This window comes from Bacillus sp. UMB0728 (assembly GCF_002858875.1).
Taxonomy (GTDB): Bacteria; Bacillota; Bacilli; order Bacillales; family Cytobacillaceae; genus Bacillus_AB; species Bacillus_AB infantis.
This window is the reverse complement of the sequence record NZ_PKLA01000002.1, coordinates 42,998-60,936: the sequence shown is the minus strand read 5'-3', so window position 1 is coordinate 60,936 and position 17,939 is coordinate 42,998. Positions and strand designations below refer to the sequence as shown.

General features: G+C 45.4%; 15 protein-coding genes and 2 tRNA genes. All 17 read right to left on the bottom strand.

Annotation, left to right across the window (positions count from 1 at the left end; all coding sequences use genetic code 11):
- Window positions 1-26: 26 nt before the first annotated feature.
- Entirely contained in the window at window positions 27-1,274 is a 1,248-nt protein-coding gene (locus tag CYJ37_RS05975) for a TerD family protein (RefSeq protein ID WP_094767801.1), read from the bottom strand.
- A gap of 99 nt (window positions 1,275-1,373) precedes the next feature.
- Entirely contained in the window at window positions 1,374-1,658 is a 285-nt protein-coding gene (locus CYJ37_RS05970; protein WP_101548507.1) for a hypothetical protein, read from the bottom strand.
- Window positions 1,659-1,921: 263 nt separating this feature from the next.
- The gene (locus tag CYJ37_RS05965) at window positions 1,922-3,172 is read right to left on the bottom strand and encodes a DUF2254 domain-containing protein (RefSeq protein ID WP_180827267.1); all 1,251 of its coding nucleotides are present in this window, start codon (window positions 3,170-3,172) and stop codon (window positions 1,922-1,924) included.
- A 182-nt stretch (window positions 3,173-3,354) separates the two neighbouring features.
- Complete coding sequence (locus CYJ37_RS05960) at window positions 3,355-4,590, bottom strand: L-lactate MFS transporter (protein WP_101548503.1); 1,236 nt, start codon at window positions 4,588-4,590, stop codon at window positions 3,355-3,357.
- A 128-nt stretch (window positions 4,591-4,718) separates the two neighbouring features.
- Window positions 4,719-5,447, bottom strand: coding sequence for a LytR/AlgR family response regulator transcription factor (locus tag CYJ37_RS05955; RefSeq protein WP_101548501.1), 729 nt, complete (start codon window positions 5,445-5,447; stop codon window positions 4,719-4,721).
- A complete protein-coding gene (locus CYJ37_RS05950; protein WP_180827266.1) occupies window positions 5,444-7,111 on the bottom strand; it encodes a sensor histidine kinase in 1,668 nt (555 codons plus the stop codon). The genes CYJ37_RS05955 and CYJ37_RS05950 overlap by 4 nt, the downstream gene beginning before the upstream one ends.
- A gap of 504 nt (window positions 7,112-7,615) precedes the next feature.
- A complete protein-coding gene (gene rlmH, locus CYJ37_RS05945) occupies window positions 7,616-8,095 on the bottom strand; it encodes a 23S rRNA (pseudouridine(1915)-N(3))-methyltransferase RlmH (RefSeq protein ID WP_009794695.1) in 480 nt (159 codons plus the stop codon).
- A gap of 101 nt (window positions 8,096-8,196) precedes the next feature.
- The gene (locus CYJ37_RS05940; RefSeq protein ID WP_009794696.1) at window positions 8,197-8,355 is read right to left on the bottom strand and encodes a CxxH/CxxC protein; all 159 of its coding nucleotides are present in this window, start codon (window positions 8,353-8,355) and stop codon (window positions 8,197-8,199) included.
- Between the two features lie 148 nt (window positions 8,356-8,503).
- On the bottom strand, window positions 8,504-9,730 hold the full coding sequence (locus CYJ37_RS05935) for a S1C family serine protease (RefSeq protein WP_009794697.1): 1,227 nt from the start codon (window positions 9,728-9,730) through the stop codon (window positions 8,504-8,506).
- Between the two features lie 250 nt (window positions 9,731-9,980).
- On the bottom strand, window positions 9,981-10,775 hold the full coding sequence (locus CYJ37_RS05930; protein ID WP_009794699.1) for an MBL fold metallo-hydrolase: 795 nt from the start codon (window positions 10,773-10,775) through the stop codon (window positions 9,981-9,983).
- 4 nt (window positions 10,776-10,779) lie between these two features.
- Window positions 10,780-11,625, bottom strand: a complete 846-nt coding sequence (locus tag CYJ37_RS05925; RefSeq protein WP_101548499.1) for a two-component system regulatory protein YycI — start codon at window positions 11,623-11,625, stop codon at window positions 10,780-10,782.
- Window positions 11,606-12,931 (bottom strand): YycH family regulatory protein, encoded by a 1,326-nt coding sequence (locus CYJ37_RS05920; RefSeq protein WP_022544623.1) that lies wholly within the window; start codon window positions 12,929-12,931, stop codon window positions 11,606-11,608. Before CYJ37_RS05920 ends, CYJ37_RS05925 begins: the two co-directional genes overlap by 20 nt.
- A complete protein-coding gene (gene walK, locus CYJ37_RS05915) occupies window positions 12,928-14,757 on the bottom strand; it encodes a cell wall metabolism sensor histidine kinase WalK (RefSeq protein WP_009794702.1) in 1,830 nt (609 codons plus the stop codon). Before walK ends, CYJ37_RS05920 begins: the two co-directional genes overlap by 4 nt.
- Before the next feature lie 9 nt (window positions 14,758-14,766).
- Entirely contained in the window at window positions 14,767-15,477 is a 711-nt protein-coding gene (yycF, locus tag CYJ37_RS05910; protein ID WP_009794703.1) for a response regulator YycF, read from the bottom strand.
- Window positions 15,478-15,724: 247 nt separating this feature from the next.
- A complete protein-coding gene (locus tag CYJ37_RS05905; protein WP_101548497.1) occupies window positions 15,725-17,203 on the bottom strand; it encodes a peptidoglycan DD-metalloendopeptidase family protein in 1,479 nt (492 codons plus the stop codon).
- A gap of 337 nt (window positions 17,204-17,540) precedes the next feature.
- Window positions 17,541-17,613: transfer RNA gene (locus CYJ37_RS05900), tRNA-Phe, on the bottom strand.
- Between the two features lie 181 nt (window positions 17,614-17,794).
- A tRNA-Asp gene (locus CYJ37_RS05895) sits at window positions 17,795-17,870 on the bottom strand.
- Window positions 17,871-17,939: the final 69 nt, after the last annotated feature.

The window sequence follows — 17,939 nt, the reverse complement described above, 5'->3', positions numbered from 1 at the left end:
ACAGACCCCTTGGCTCTTTTTTTCCCCTACTTATAATCATTAATCGGCCCCTGATCCATCAAAACCTCTACCATATTCGAAGCTCCCATTACTAGTCTGGGTCTATACTCAGAGTTGGGTGCACTATAAAGCTCTAATGGGCTTATAATCACTCCATCGTCGGTATTATGGAGTATTCCGGGCACACAGGTATAGATCGTGTCATTATTATTCGCATTCTTGGAGGAAATGGTAACAGAAGTTCCGCTATGGTTATCAATACTCATGGATACCTTGTATCTGTAGAATGACCCTGTTCCATTTGACTGAGCTGAATATACAACAGGCACCACTGCCAGAATATCATTGGTCAGCCTCAATTTAATGACTTCTTTCTTTGTGGATCCGCTGAATCTTCCCACATCCCCCATATGCTCTACTGCTCCATTGCCAAACCTCTTGAGTGGCGGTGTCCCCTGGGCCCCGAACATGGCTACATCTATCTGCCTGCCATTCTTTGTATAAACCAGAGCATAGATATCATAGTCCGTCCCTGTCTTCCAGGAGACTGTCGCCGTAATTTCAGGTGTTTTCTCAATTAACACCGGCTTCTGGCCTTTATCGAGATTTATTTTCCCTTTTGCTTTTTCAAGGCTTATCGGCGGCAGAGTATTTAAGCTGCTTTTCTTTTCAGGGACTGATTGTGTTTTAGCAGGTTCTTTTAAAGCTTGTTTTTCAACAGCTTGAGGTGCAGGAGGCTGTTTTTGCTCCTCAGCTTCAACCTCAACACCGTAAAGTTTACATAAACCTTCAAGGCCTGAATCGAATCCCCGCCACACTGATTTTGCCTTTGTCTGGCCGTTTCTTACATACAATTCCAGTACTACTATTCCATTTTCATTTTTAAAAACAGATGGGACAAATTGAATCAATTCCCCGCCCGCACTGATCTCCGCCTTTAAATTCCTCACATTGGAAAAGCCGGTATGATTATCCTCGGTTAGCGTGATGGCTATTTTAGCAATCCCTGCAGGCAGTTTACTCATATCAAACTCAAGTTTATGTACCTTTGTCTGACCCACATTCACAGACGGGATAAGAGCAGCGGCTCCAGACATACTTTTCGGCTGATTATAAAAAATGATCCCGCTGTCTCCCTGCACCTTGCCTGAATCAGTCAGCAGGAAAGCGGTTAAGGAAATATCTATCATATTGGACATTTCGTAGCTGACAGTTACAGTTCCTTTTGGGGAACTCAAAACTGCATTTGCTCCCATCTGAAGCAATGAATTCATATAAACCAACCCTTCTCATAAATGCATTGATGATGTTTTTGCAAGTCGAAATCAAGCAGCCTTGTGGACTAGTAATCTGGTAATTACAGCAATAGGTAATTATTTTTTCTTTTTCAGCTCTAGAAGTGTAGGTGCTATATTCAGCAAAATAGAAATAATCGTCAAAACCCACAACGCCTTCTCCATAGTAGGTACAACATCTATTAAAGCCGGCCAATCTTCACCGTCCACCCAATTAGATACAGCGCTGTATTCTGCACAGAGTGTCAAAGCAGTAAGTGATAATCCCATTGCCATCGCAAATTTATAATCTTTGCCTGTCATATACATATAAAGATTTATAAAGGTTGCTGCTATGGCAGCAGCTCCTAGTATAAACCACATAATTATACCTCCATCCTATTTTTAGAAGAACATGTATTATTATTTTTCTGTTAATTTATTCCTATGAGTTGAAAAAGCTCTTCATCTATTCTAGCAAATAATTTCTTTTATTTCAGAAAATTCCTGTCATGCTAACCAAGAAACTGCTGCAACAAAAACAGGGACACCAATCCTTTTACGGATTGTGTCCCCATAAACTTTATTATTTAACGTATTCTTTCCAAGTTTCGAAACAGGCAGTCGAAAAACCTGCCTTTCCCCCATCATTCTTCAACCAGGCAGACTTTAAACAATTCATCCTTCTCGGTTTTGGTGAGTGCAGCCGTTTCTACTTGTTCTTTCAAATAATCTGCGAACTTATCAAGGGTTTTGCGTATTGCCGGGCCGCAGCCTGAGCCTATTTCTTCAAGCGCCTTAAAGATCGCCTGCATGACTGAAAAATCATCTTTCGCGTAGTGGCTGATCTGCCTGAAGGAAGTATTCAAAAGATCTTCAAATGGCCGATGCGGAATGATAACCTTCATTCTTCCTTCATCATCAGAGATCGCTTTAACCTCCCCGTTTAAATGGCTGGCTGCAGACAGGCAGACACTTAAATAATTGATGCACTGGATGGCTGTATTGGGATCATTGATTCCCGGTGATACCGCCCTCAAGGCCACCTCAGCAATTTTTTGCAGGCCAAATTCCACATCACTATAAGTGGTCCGCTCTATCCCTACGATAACAGCATCCTCAAGGCCTTCCGGTATTTCTTCCTGATTGTGGACACAAAGCAGATCATGTTTTTCCGTAACAAAATGGCCGATTGGCTTGAGAACCTCAATGATGCTTCCCTGTTCAGCGGCATGCTCCATCAGCATGTCTTCATCAATATACTGAATATAGCCAAACCGTCTGGCCTTTACAGCCTTTGCTTCAATGACAACCGACGGCCGGACCTGCAGCAGGGATACACGGTCATCCTGCTCATACCTTTCTTTTTCCTTCTTAATCACATCCAATGCATCGTCAGCAAGCCTCTCAATCAGCTTGCCGACCTGAATGGATGTGGCGACATGGTAGATGAAATAGGCAAAAAATGCGAGGCATATGAACGCAATGATTATGCCAATAGAAGCCGATGCCACCGTATTACCAAAGGATTCTCTTATAAACAGCAGTGTAAATATACAATAAATAAATCCGCCAATAAAGACTCCCAGCACCCTCATCGTCACCGGATCCTGAATAAAGTTCTCCAGCGTCCTCGGCGAAAATTGGGAAGAATATGTAGTTAACACAACCATGGTGGTAGAAAAGGTAATGGTCGTCATGGTCAATAACGAACCGGCAATGGTCCCAAGAATTGTTTTACCCAAATCCAGCCCCACAAGAAAGATCTCTGGATAAAATTCGTTCAAATAATAATCAACATATACCACACCGATCGCAAGAATCAATGCGACGAGCGTATACACAGCCGGAATGAACCATGTACCTTCTTTAATTTTAAATAAGAACTGCTTAAACAATCCCCTTCCCCTTTCTTTACGCTTTTTAATTGTTTTTGCCCTAAAATTGTTTTTGTGAAACAAAGAGAGCCAAGGGGTCAGGTCCCTTGGCTCTTCTTTTCAAATAAAAGGTGCCTGACCCTTCAGTATGTTAACACTTTACCGTACTGGGGGTCAGGCACCGACTTAGGCACTATTTCATATTATCCAACTCTCGTATGAGGCTCCAACTTCATCTTCCCCTTACGTTCCTTACGCTTCTTGCCCTCACCAGGCGGTTTAATGGTCAGCGCAATCACAAGTGAGACGATACACAATGCTGCGATAACCGTAAACGTTGCTTGGAATCCACCAAGTACAGCGGCTACCAGAGAGCCCGCTAAAGCCCCGATTCCAAATCCCTGGTAGATCACGCCATAGTTCTTGCTTTGGTTCTTCAGTCCAAAGAAGTCTGCCACGATGGCTGGGAATACAGTGATGTTTCCGCCAAAGCAGAAGGCAATGGCTGCTACACAGGCGAAGAAGATCGGGAAGTTCAATGGAACAAAGCTTAAGACTGTGACTGCAATGGCAGTGACCAGCAGCGTTCCGCAAATAACTTCCATCCGGCCGACTTTATCTGACAGTGCACCCAGAACGATTCGGCCTGTTGTATTAAAGATGGCTACCAATGCGACTGCGTTTGCCGCTGTAGCTGCATCCAGCCCGGCTAAGCTGACTCCGATGTCCTTGACAATCCCGACCAGGTATAACCCGCTCATACATGCTGTGAAGAAGATCACAAACAGCAGATATGCCTGCTTCGTTTTCAGCATTTCTTTGACTGTATAATCCTTTTGCCTCGATGCCACTTTCATAGAGCTGTCTGCTGTTTCTTTTGCTTCTTTTAGTAAAAACGAGCCGCCAACGACCATTACCAGGACGATTGCTCCCCATAGGAGGAAGGCTGTTGAGACACCGAATGATGAGATAAAACTGGCGTTCACATATTTAAAAATCAGGCTGCCTGTCCCAAATGCACCAACGGAAATCCCTGAGATCAAGCCTTTTTTCTCTGGGAACCATTTGATCAAATTGCTTAGTGTTGTAATATAAGCCGTACCATCTGCGAAGCCAACGATCACTCCGGCAACGGCGTACAGCATCCATAATGAGGATACCTGTGAGCTGAGGATTAACCCAGCACCAAGCAATATCCCGGCCGCGGCCACCAAACGGCGAAGGCCCCATCTATCCTGCAGCTTCCCTGAGAACAGGGTCGCAAATGCTAAAGCAAAGCTTGTAATGGAAAAAGTAATGCTGGTTGCGCTTAATTCCCAGCCGAATTTATCGACTAGAGGCTGATTGAAAAGGCTCCACGTATAAATGGTGCCCAAACCCATCTGGACGATAATGGTGCCAATGATGATAAGAAGTCGATTTGCCTTTCGTTCGTTCATTTCGAATCTCCTCTTTCTAAGCGGTTTCATAATCTCAAGCAATTGTGTTTATACTTGAATTCTACCGCTGAAAATAGGAATTAAATCGCTTTCAGAACGAAATGCCTGATATACGGAATGAGTGGTATTTACAAATGCATAATCTGCCGGAACGCTTTCGACTTGCTTCTGCTGACCGGTATTTCCGCCTTCACACCCTTCAGTTTCAATACATATGTATTATTGAACCATGGCACAATCTCATGGATCTTGGACAGATTCACACTATAGGAACGGTGGCATCTAAAAAAGAGATCCTGAGGCAGGCTGTCATGAAATTCGCTAATTGACACAGGCATCGTGTACTCTTCCGACTCTGTGTAAACCAGGGTGATTTTTTCACTAGCCTCAGCGTAATAAATATCATTTACCTCCGTCACGATGATATTTTCATTTTTCCTCAGATTAATCCGGCGATTGCGGTCCTGGGGAATCTCTTCCTGCGTCTGCTTTCCCTTCTGAAAGGCTGCTTCCAGCTTGGAAAGCATAGCGGCAATCCTTTTTTCCTCATAAGGCTTTAAAATATAATCAAAAGCCTCCAGTTCAAAGGCCTGTGCCGCATGCTCCTTATAAGCTGTTGTGAAAATGATATACGGCTTCTTAGCAAACTTGCTGATGCTTCCTGCCAGCAGCATCCCATCCAATGAGGGGATATTGATGTCCAGGAAGATGGAATCGACTTCTTCCTCCTGAAGGAACTTCAGCACATCCAGCCCGTCTTCAAACGAAGCCACAATCTCGATTTTGCTATGCGTCTCTATTAAATATTCCAGCTCTTCCTTCGCCGGAATTTCATCTTCTACTATGATCGCTCTCATGATGGCTCCTTACCTATGTCAAAATAAACTTCCGTGCCCGGATTCAGCCTGTCAATCACCAGATCAGTCCCGTAAATCAGCTTCACCCGCTGATGCACATTGAAAAGGCCAATCTGCTTGGAGGAAACCTCCCCTTTGTGCAGGCGATCAATCACTTCCTGGTCGATTCCTTTTCCTGTATCCCTGACACTCACTCTAATTTTATCTTGGAATTCTTTAATGGAAATCGTCACGCTGCCAGGCCCTTTTTGTTTTAATATGCCATGGACCACGGCATTTTCCACTAAAGGCTGGATCAGCAGGCTTGGCAGTTTTAAATGAAGATCGTCTATATCATAAACAACCTGAAGACGTTCACCAAACCTTGCTTTTTCTATTTTAATATAATTTCTCACCTGCTCAAGCGCCGTTTGAACTTCAATCAGTTCTTCGCCAACTTCCAAATTATAGCGCATATACCCAGATAGACTGATGATCAGTTCCCTTGCTTTTTCCGGGTCACGCCTTGTCGTTGAGGCAATTGCATTAAGGGCATTGAACAAGAAGTGAGGATTGATTTTTGACTGCAAGGCCCTTATCTCAGCTTTATTGGCTTCTTCCTTAATCTGCTCCACTCTCGAAACTTCCATCAAAGTAGAGATGATCTGCGCCAGTCCAATCGCCATCGTCTGCAGTGTATTTGTGATGGTATAGGCTCTCCGGTAATAAATTTTCAATGTCCCTGTTATAATGCCCTGCTCTGATAGAGGAATAATCAGCAGGCAGTGGATCTGCGGTGTATGATGATCGGCAATATTGTTCCTGATGGTAATCTGCCCATTGCGGATCGTTTCTTTCGTCAGATCACTGATGATTTCCTGTCCAATCTTATACTTCTCTTCCCCATATCCGACATAGGCAAGAACATCCTTTGTATCCGTAATCGCAACGGCATCTGCCTTGATATCATCTTTAATGATCCTGCAAATCGTCCGAAGCGATTCTCCGTTAATCGAGCGGAAATATGGCAGAGTCTTATTAGCGATATTAAGGGCCAGCTGGGACTGCTGGGCGGCAATCCGCTCTTTCTCCCCTTCCACACTCGCAATCATCAGGATGATCAGTCCAATGCTGACCTGTCCCAAAATCATCGGAATCCCTATCTTCGATACAATCGCGACACCCAATTCAAAGGAATCAGCCATTGCTAAAATAAGAATCATCGTCAGGGTCTCGCAGAACATCCCGGCGATAATCCCATAAATCCATCGCCTGCTTTTTTTCATATAAACATGGATATAGCCAGCAGTGAACCCTGCCAGAATACTGGTGATCAGGCACGGAACAGAGGTCACCCCGCCAATATCGATTAAATAGCGGTGCACCCCGGAAACAATCCCTGTTACTATGCCAACCCACGGCCCAAACAGGATTCCTCCGGAGACAATAGCAATCGTCCGGATATTAATAATTGACCCTTCCACTTCAATTCCCGAATAGGTCCCAAAAAGGGCAAACACACAGAAAATCCCCGTCAGCAGCGACAGCTCTACCGGGGAATGATGGTCCCTCTGCAAAATCTCTTTAAACTTCGGCACCCTCGCCATGAAAAACAACGTAATCAGCAAAAGTGCAGCCCGCTCGATTAACCGAATGAGCATTTCTAACTCAGATGAAGCGTACATAGTGGCCTCCTTGGTGCAAAAGTACTTATAAATAAATTCATGATATAGATGAGGTATTTTGTATTCTTATCATTATTGGCTGGAAAGTTGAGGATAATGCTATTTTAGGGTAATAAAAAACACAAAGCTATGATTTGGCTTTGTGAGGTGCCTGACTCCCGGCACGTTAATACTTTACCTAGCTGGCTTCTTTTAATTGATGGATCCTACATAAGAAAAATAAGCGGGGATTTTCCGGCTAAATACAGAATGGAATTCATTTTTAGGTAAATAAGAGGAGATTTTCCGGTTATGCAAAGCAAATTATTACAATTTCACAATTTTCAAGTTAATAAGCGGAATTTCTCCGTCTATTTGCGCTGATTTTTATCAATTTTACTAATTAAGCGGAATTCTTCCGTCTATTAATCAGTCAGTCTTCTTTATCTTATCCCCTACAGGATAACCTTTTCTATTTTTATCCCAGCCTCTCCTCATCAGGAGAGGCATTTTGTTAAATCTCAACTACTTATGATAAGGCTCCCCCCGATTGATCCGAAAGCTCCGATAAACCTGCTCCAGCAAAACCAGCTTCATCAGCTGATGCGGAAATGTCATCTTCGAAAATGACAGCTTCTCATCTGACCGCTGCAAAACCTCCTGGCTCAAGCCAAGTGATCCTCCAATAACAAAGGCAATTTTGCTTTTTCCGTATGTAGCCAATTTATCGATCGTATCAGCAAGCTCCTCAGATGATTTCATCTTCCCTTCAATAGCCAGGGCGATGACATGGGCATCGGGATGAATTTTGGCGAGGATTCTTTCGCCTTCTTTTTGCTTGACCTGAATCATTTCAATGTCGCTCAGTTCTTCGGGGGCTTTTTCGTCAGGGACTTCGATGATATCCATTTTGGCGTAGGCGGACAGGCGCTTGAGGTATTCGTCGATGCCCTGTTTCAGGTACTTTTCTTTTAGCTTTCCAACGGTGATGATTGAGATATTCACTATTCACAATCCTTTACAATTTAATTACAAACAGCTTACAAACAAGATATCCACAAAAGTTATCCACATATCCACATTTTATATCCACATCTTGTATGGAATCACTTGTTCGCCACCATATATACTGCCTTATTTCGACAATATTCACAGGTTGTTGATAACTGGCTGTCTTCGATTTTATTCATCACAGGGAACGTTTCATACTCGTCCACCACGGTGTCAATGGCTATATCAATGTGTTCTTCGCAGCTGTAAATCATTTTGGCACTCCTATCAGTTTTTCTTTTTATTATAAGAATTGTGGATAAATTTCATTCTTCTATTTGTCGAAATACTTATCCACATCCCATCGTAACACCAAAAGAAAAAACAGGAAAGCCTCTTGGCCTTCCTGTTGGTTTCTTCTCTTTAGATAGTTTCGCCTGACAGCTTCAAGGTTGTTTCCTGTGCCTTTCCGCCGCGGTAAAATTTCACTTTCATCTGATCTCCGACCTGCTTGTTATTATACAGATGCTTCCTGAGATCGATGACATCATTGATCTGTTCGCCGTCCATTTCGACGATAACGTCAAATTCCTGCAATCCTGCCTGGTCGGCCGGTGAGTTAGGAGACACACGGATGACTGCAACACCGTTTGTCACATCCTCAGGCAGCTTCAGGGCTTCCTGCTGATAGTAGGCAGGTATTTCATTAACAGAGCGCAGCTCAACACCCATATACGGCCTTTTCACTTCCCCGAACTGTTCCAGGTCGCTGATGACCGGCTGGGCCGAGTTGATCGGGATCGATAAGCCGATTCCTTCAACCGTATCCTGGGCAATCTTCATCGAGTTGATGCCGATCACCTGACCATTGATATTGATGAGGGCACCGCCGCTGTTCCCCGGATTGATGGCAGCATCAGTCTGCAGGACTTCTGCCTGCCAGTCTACTGTCCCGTCCTGGTTGATGTCAACCGGAATGGCACGCTCAAGGCCTGAAACGATTCCCTGGGTAACAGAACCTGAGAAGGTTGGTCCAAGCGGATTTCCAATGGCAATGACCGGTTCGCCGATTTTCAAAGCATCTGAATCGCCGAATTCAGCAACTTTATCGATTTTTTCCCCTTCGACCTCCAATACGGCAAGGTCGGTCCAAATATCGCTGCCGCGCAGCTTGGCCGGGATTTTCGTTCCATCTGCAAGTGTCACTTCAATCCTTGAAGCTCCCTCTACCACGTGATGGTTCGTCACGACATAGGCTTTGCCGCCTTCTTTTTTATAAATGACGCCTGAGCCGGTTCCAGCTGTCTGGCCGTCCCCTTCTTCTGCGCCTGACCACATGCTCGCATTCTGGATGTTATCGATGCCGACAACCGCATCGCCGGCTTTATCGACTGCTTTCGTTATATCTGATTCAACATTGAGCGAAACATTTCGGGTGGTGACATTATTATTGCTTCCGCCTGTATTAGCCTGTCCTGCATCCTCGTTCGCTGAGTATGGGAGCACATCGTAATCAATCAGCTTAGGGACAGCGACAATGACCAGTATGGCGCCAAGGATGATGCCGATCAGGCTGGCCAAGAAATAGCCGCCCTTATTTCCTTTTTGCTTTTTATAGCGGTTCTGATAATCCTGATCATAATAACCCAAGTTTGACCAATCCTTTCTCACAAAGCTGCTAAGAATTATTCTTCCTTCTATCCAATATTATACTCGCCGGGCCGGGAATTTCTAAGAAAAACAAACTGCCTGAAGGAATCTTACGATTTTGTTCATAATTTTTATCAGATGCTGATCAAAAGTGAGGCTGTGGTGATATCCAAGACTTAAAAAAAAGCACAAAAAAAGAATGGCATCATGCTCGTACCATTCTTTTTCCTATTTATTCCGCCGGTAAACCTTAAACCGCTGTCAGCGGAGTCGGAGCCTTCGGGTCAGTGTCATACAGGCTGAACTGTTCCCCGACTAGGATTCCGCGCGATTCCAGCGTCTGGCTGACAGACATGCGCGCCAGATCTTTTATATTGTTATCCTGGCTTAAGTGGGCCAGGTAAATGCTCTTTGTATTGTCGCCGGCCACCTCGCTCATCGCAAGCGCCGCATCTTCATTGGACACGTGCCCAAAGTCGCCGAGAATCCTTCGTTTGATATTCCATGGATAGCGCCCCATCCGGAGCATCTGGACATCATGATTGCTTTCGAATACAAACGCGTCGGCATTCTTGATGATTCCCTTCATCCGGTCGCTCACATAACCTGTGTCCGTGATGAGGGCAAGCTTCTTGCCTTCATGATGGAAAATATAGAACATCGGCTCAGCCGCATCATGGGATACACCGAAAGATTCAATATCAAGCGAGCCGAAGCTTTTCACGGTTTCCATATCAAAGGTGAATTTCTGGTCGAGCGGCACTTCCCCGATCAGGCCGTTCATCGCCTGCCACGTCTTTTCATTCGCGTAGACGGGAAGGCCGTATTTGCGGGCAACGATGCCAACGCCTTTGATATGATCGCTGTGCTCATGGGTGACCAATATTCCGGACAGATTGCCGAGGCTGCGGTCGATCTGCTTGATCAGCGCCTCCATCTGCTTGCCGCTCAGGCCTGCATCCACGATAAAGGACTGTCCGTCCGCTTCAACATAAATCGCATTTCCCGTACTCCCACTGGCGAGAACACTAAAATGCAAAGACATATTATCACTCCACTATTTCAGTTTTTTCTTCCGAATCTTCTCCCAGGTCTTTCTTCTCGCTGTCGAGACTGAGGACCTGGCCTTTAAAGGCATTGACGAACAAGTTCTCCTTGCCGTCCACGACAACTCTCCAGGCAGGGCTCAGCACCCAGGTGGAAGAGTCATCCTGGATATTGGAATAATATCCTTGTTCCACGTCTGTAATCTTGCTGCCTTCTTTTAAACTTTGATTCCTATAAAGGTTTTCAATCGCCTCTGTCGGATCAATCAGCTTCTTTTTATCGCCCTTCAGATACTGTACTTTTTCAAACAGCGTCTGTCTGTAGGTAACAATTTCCTGGTCAGCATTCAAGTAAAAGGTGAGCTCCCCATTTACATTCTTGTAGAGGAATTTTCCTTCGAACTTCTGATAATAGGTAATCTTATTGCTGTCATCGCTTTTTTCCCAGAAACCGTATTTATCGCCTTCATAGATGTTTTGCCTGACGAACTTATCAAGTTCCGCCTGATTGAAGTCCTTGCCGACCTTAAATGGCTTATTTAATGTCGAGTTCAGGGCATTTTCCTCAAGGGTGGAGATATCCTGGTCCTTCAGGATCGTTTCCTTCAGCTCTTCCAGGTTTTCTTCTGCAAAATTCTTCGAAACCGCGGTCAGGTTGCCGTCCCGCACTTCACCTTTTGGTATGTCAGCTTCAAACTTGATATTGGCACTCTTGAAGCTGTTCTCCAGCTTGTCCTGCGGAAGCGCCTGGCTGCCGTTCATGCGAAGCTGGGAGTATTCATAGACCAGGTAGATATCCAGGATGAGGAAGGTCAGGATAAAGATCGTTTTAATTCTGCTCCAATCCATAATCGTTCCCTCCCGGTTCAAATGTGCTGATCTGCTGCCACTTGCCTTCGTATTTATAAAACCAGGAAGGCTCAAGCTGGATCAGCTCCGTTTTTGATTTCTTATCAAGCTGATAGCCGAGCGTGATATCCTCAAGCTTTCCGGCTTCAAAATCCTCTTTCTTCTGCAGATAGTCGAGGATCTCCGGGCCTGATCTCAGCGTAACATCAGCAGAACTTATCAGGTTTGCCAGTTTGAAATTGTTCCGGAAATAGGCAAGGATTTCACTGCCGCCCCAGCGGAGCTGGATCTCCGACAGATTCAGATCCTCGCTGAACACCGGGTAATTATTGCGGTAGATCCGGAAAAACACCTGGTGTTTATTCTCATCCATCCGGACATAGCGGTAATTATCAGTCCAGCCGCCATGGGCATTCACATAATTGATGCTTTTCTTCAGCAGATTGTCAGGGCTGAGGCTTTCATTATCCTCAGGAGTAGGATTCTTGAATTCAACCTTATTCTGGTCGATCCTCAGCAGGCTGGATTCATTTGTGAATTCCTCCCCGGTCCCAAGATAGCTTTTCTGGACAGAATCCAGATCGTCGAATAATGCTTCCTTAAATCTTTCAGATTCATACTCTTCCGATAAAAAGCTGTATCTCGGCATCTCCACTTTGTTTTCCGGTATGAAAATCAATTTCTTCCCGGTATCAAAAGGAGCATAGCGGGCAAAAGCAGGATTGGTTGAAGCACTCGCCAGCCGGTAGAACCTGGTGTTAAAATTTTGGATATTCGAAAGCCCAACACCCGTTTTGTACACCCTTCCTCTTTCCGTATCGACAAAGTAGACGATTCCGCTTTTTTGTCCAGTTTGCATGTCTATGACCATCTTATTGAAGTAAATATTCTCCAGCCGTCTGTCCTTAATCTGCAGGATCTCTTTATAAAGATTCATCGGCGTGATTCCCGGGTATATGATTTCAGCATGGCCTGCTTCCTGCACAAAGAGGTCTATATTCCCGACTTCGTCTGTTATATCCGAAAAATCATCAAAGTTCCATTTTTTAATTTCAGTAAGAAGCTTTTCTGTTTCCTCGGCGGAAAGGGTGCCAAGATGCTGGCTGTCTTCATAATGGAACAGGGCCATATTCGGCTCGATGAGGTCCCCGACATCTTTCTTTGCCTCCAGCTCGACTTCCTGAACGGTATTTTCCTCGCCAAGCTGTTCGGAAGTAGGCTGATAGGTCCAGAGGCTCCATGTCAGCAGAATGCTCCCTGACACAAGAACTGCCAATATTATTGATTTAATATCTTCATAGGTCATTCCCAATCATCCTCATCAGAACGAACGAAAGGAAGCGTAAAGGAAATGGTCGTGCCTTTTCCTTCTGTACTTTCTGCCCATATCTTGCCGTCATGGGCTTCCACAACCTCTTTGGCAATGGCAAGCCCGAGGCCGGTGCCGCCAAGCTTTCTCGTTCTAGCTTTATCCACTCTGTAAAACCGTTCGAATACTTTATCCAGATTGTCCTTCGGAATCCCGACGCCCTGGTCGGAAATCCTGATAAGCAGCTGCTCCTCCTGCTCGACGATGTTAAAAGAGACCTGTCCGCCTTCAGGTGAGTATTTCAGCGCATTCGAAATGATATTATCAACAACCTGTGTAAGCTTGTCCTCATCAATTTCCACAAATGCCGCATGCTCCGGCAGATTGCGCTGGAAGGTCACATTCTGCTCTTTTGAAAAATCGAACCGGTCGATGATCCGGTTAAAGAAGTCGACAAAATTGACCCATTCCTTCTTCATGCGGTAATCCTTGCTGTCCAGCTTTGAAAGCTGAAGAAGGTCATTGACCATCCGGATCATCCGCTCTGTTTCTGTCCTTGTCACATTAAGGAATTGGGGGGCAATATCTTCATCATGCATAGCCCCTTCCGCCAGCGCTTCAAGATAGCTCCTCATCGTCGTCAGCGGTGTCCGCAATTCATGGGATACATTCGCCACAAACTCCCGGCGCTCCAAATCAATTTTTTCCTGTTCCGTAATATCATGCAATACAGTAATAAGTCCATTAACAAAGCCTGTCTCTTTTTGAATAACAGAAAAATTGGCGCGGAGCACATATGGAGTTGTCTCTGTACTATAATCCAGGATGACGGACTCCCTTTCAGCAAGCAGCTCTTCAAACGTATAATCTTCCTCAAGGCCGAGCAGATTCACAATCGGGCTCGACAGCACTGTTTCACGTGGAACATTCAGCATTTTTGCAGCCGGTTCATTGATCAGGATAACCCGTCCCCGCCTGTCGGTCGCAATTACGCCGTCGGTCATATAGGAAAGGACTGAAGACAGCTTGCGGCGCTCCCCTTCTGTAGTAGCCTGGGCTTCCTGCAGCTTCTTCGTCAGACTGTTGAATGTGATGGCCAGCTGCCCAATCTCATCATAGCCATACACTTTAACTTTGCGGGAGAAATTCCCTTTTGCCATTGCCAATGCCTGCCGCCTCATATCAGACAGCGGCCGCGTGATCGTCTGTGCGAGCAGGATGCCGAGCAAGGCAGTGATTGCAAGAGCAATGATGATGCCTGATGCAAAAATGCTGTTGATCTGGTTCTTCTGTTCAAAGACATTTTCGATATCTGCCTTTACATATACCACACCGACGACTTCTTCATTGGCCGATTTCACCGGCGAAGCAAGGACCCAGACCCTGCGGTTCCCAAGGCTCTGATCTGTATACTCATCACTTTTGGGGGCCCGTGTGGCCAGGGCTGAAGTCGTGAGTGCATCTACAGCCTTCTGATTTACATACCCATCTTTATTGGAACCAAGGACTTTCTGTGTTTCACCGTCAATGACCCGGAGCTCAATAATATCCTTGGAAGTATAGTCACGCAGAATACGCTGGACCTCTTCTTCCTTTGTCGGCAGGTCCTCGCCGGCAGGCCGTTCCTTGGTAATGATTTCTTCCAAATAGACTGATAGCAGGTCGACTCTTTCCTCGATCGCTGTCTGGAAATTGCTTCGCAGCGTCTTCTCAAGCTGGCCGACAAAATACACTCCGATGATCTGCATAGCAATGATGATCAGCAGCACATAAATTAAAACAAACTTCAGATGGATCGAACGGAAAAAACCGACTTTTTTCATGATGGCTCTTTACTCCTGTTCCGGATTCCTCAAATAATAGCCTACTCCCCTTCTTGTTACAATCCAGGTCGGGTGGCTCGGGTTGTCTTCAATCTTTTCGCGCAGGCGCCTTACCGTAACGTCGACGGTACGGACATCCCCATAATAATCATAGCCCCATACGGTCTGAAGCAGATGCTCACGTGTCATGACCTGTCCGATATGCTTGGCCAGGTAGTGCAGCAGTTCAAACTCCCGATGTGTCAGCTCGATTGTCTCACCGCGTTTGGAAACCACATAGGCATCCGGGTGGATGACAAGGGAACCGATCGCAATCTCATTCGTTTCTTCCTCTTCCCCGGCTTTTGCAGCAATCTGCTGGTGCCTTCTCAAGTTCGCCTTCACACGGGCGATAAGCTCCCGGTTCGAAAACGGCTTTGTCACATAATCGTCAGCGCCAAGCTCAAGGCCGAGCACCTTATCAATTTCTGAATCCTTGGCCGTCAGCATGATAATCGGCATTTCATACTTCTTCCGCACCTCGCGGCATACCTCCATGCCATCGCGCTGCGGCAGCATGATATCAAGCAGGATCAGATCAGGCTTGACCTCCTCCACCTTCTCGAGCGCCTCATTGCCGTCATAAGCGCAATGCACCTCATAGCCTTCCTTTTTCAAATTGAACTGCAGTATATCCGCAATCGGCTTTTCATCGTCTACAACCAATATCTTCTTATCCATACCCATTCTCCTTTAAGAAGCAGATTATCTATCATATATCTATTATTTTTCATTGCTCATCAAAACATAAGTTCTCTATTTTACTTTACCATGTTATGCGCCGGAATTCATCTAATAGCGATGAACGGGTTGTTCCTAGGTTATGCAATTTTTGGAAGATGCCGATCCGTCTCCCTTTCAAGTGCCTGCCCCTGCTGCTTCCCTGCCTATAGAAAAAGTCTCTAGCATCCACACTAGAGACTTCCTCCTATCGGTTCACGTACTTCAATGGATCCTGCAAGCTTCCGTTCTTATACACTTCAAAATGAAGGTGCACGCCGGTAGAATCGCCAGTTGAGCCCATCATGCCGATCTTTGTTCCTTTAGGGACAGTCTGCCCAATCTTCACATCGATTGAATCGAGGTGGGCATATAGCGTCCTGTATCCATTCTGGTGGTCGATGATGACTTTTTTTCCATAGCCGTCACCAGTCATTCCGGCTGACACGACTTTACCGTTGTCTGCTGCGCTGATCGTCCGGCTGCTCGGCCGTGCGATATCAATTCCTTTATGCATTTTGCCCCAGCGGTAGCCAAGCTTGCTGGAAATATACCCGCCGTCCGCTGGCCAGGCAAAGCTGCCGTCGCCGCGGGATGGAATGACCTTCGTACCCTTGATGACAATCTCTTTCACAGGCTCTTCAAGCACTTTTTCTGAAATAGCCGCCTTTTGGACAGGCACGCCATTTTGTTCAGTGATTTTGTAGGTGATGCCTTTAACGCCATCCTTGCCTTCCTGCTTCACCTTCGTATCGCCCTTGAACATACTGCTGTCTTCAATGACCTCTTTTTCAAATGCGATTTTTTCCTTCTTATATATCTCTTTCTCAATAACCGCGTGGATCATCGGCTCCAGGACTGTCACGTTGACTTCCTGGCCCACCTTAACGATGCTGTCTTCCTTCATCCCGGGATTGAGAGCAAGAAGCTTATTAAGATCCAAATCATGCTTAGCGGCAATCTTGCCGAGCACATCGCCTTCCTGGACTGTATATTTCTTTTCTTCCAATGTTCCTTTATTTAAAAGCTTTAATGCCTCTTCCTCTGACAGGATCAGCTTTGGATCAGCCTTCATTTCCTCTGCCTTCACTTCTTCAGACATGGCGGCCTTTGTCAGCCGCTCTTCATTTTTCTCAAGCGGCGGAAGGGTTTCTTTGCTCTCTTCAGCTTGTTTATACGCTTCTAATCCATCCAGCTCTTTCTCGCTGGCATATTGAAGTTTGAATTTCTCAAGAACAGCTTCTGCTTCTTCCATCGTTTCCAGATAAACGGCTGTCTCTCCATCAATTACAATTCCTGCTGCCTCTGTGCTGACGCCGACTTCCGCCACTTCCTCCAGCACCTGGCTTTCTTCTGTCTTGATATTTGTATTGAACACCTGCTCAGGGATGTAACTGATATCAGCCCCTGCAGACAATTCATAGTCATAAGATTCCTCGGCTTTCTCCACCTGCTGAGCGACTTTGGATTGAATACTCTCCTTATCAAGGACCGTACCGGCGTAGTTCCCGTCAATATATACATAATAGACCGTTGTCAGCTGCTCACTGTCTGCAGCGGCAGGATGTGTGCCTCCTGCGGCCAAAACCGCTGCTGCTGTCAATGCAATTGCCGACTTCCTGCCTTTGTTCACTTTGGCTTTCATAGCACCTGATAATGCTGTTAACCTATTTCCCCAGTTCTTCATTGTAAAACGGATCCCCCTAGACTTCGGAAACAAACAAATCTATATTCATAGTTCTATGTATCTACCATTGTTCGTTTTGTACTATTTTGACGCCACTATAATGTACCATAAAACAAGCTGGGGCCTGGACTTGTCTCAGCATTGTAATAAAATTGTATAAAATCTTACATTTTATTACAAAAACATCTTTTTTTCGCAGATAGGCATAAATCCCTATACTTCCAAGCTTTCTGCCCGCTATTTGTCTTATCTCTGCCATAAAAGGGTGTGGGGTATATTACAAAACCGTAACAAAAAAGAAGAGAGAGCATACAAGGTATACTCTCTCTTCACGGGATGGCTCAGGACGGAATCGAACCGCCGACACAAGGATTTTCAGTCCTTTGCTCTACCGACTGAGCTACTGAGCCATAATAATATTTAATTCTAAAATATGTATTGCTTAAGTCCTTTGCTCGGAAGGTTCTCGCGAACTTCCTCGCAGATCTCCGCAGAAGCTTTTCAGGGAAGGTAGCAATCTGCTCTACCGACTGAGCTACTGAGCCATATTAAGTTATTCTTCCAAACCACTTTAAAAAGAATCTATATAAATGGCGGTCCCGACGGGAATCGAACCCGCGATCTCCTGCGTGACAGGCAGGCATGTTAACCGCTACACCACGGGACCACTCTTAAAAAGGAAACTACTCTCTCAAATGAAACCACTAGATTATGTATATGGCAGTCAGCAAGGAAG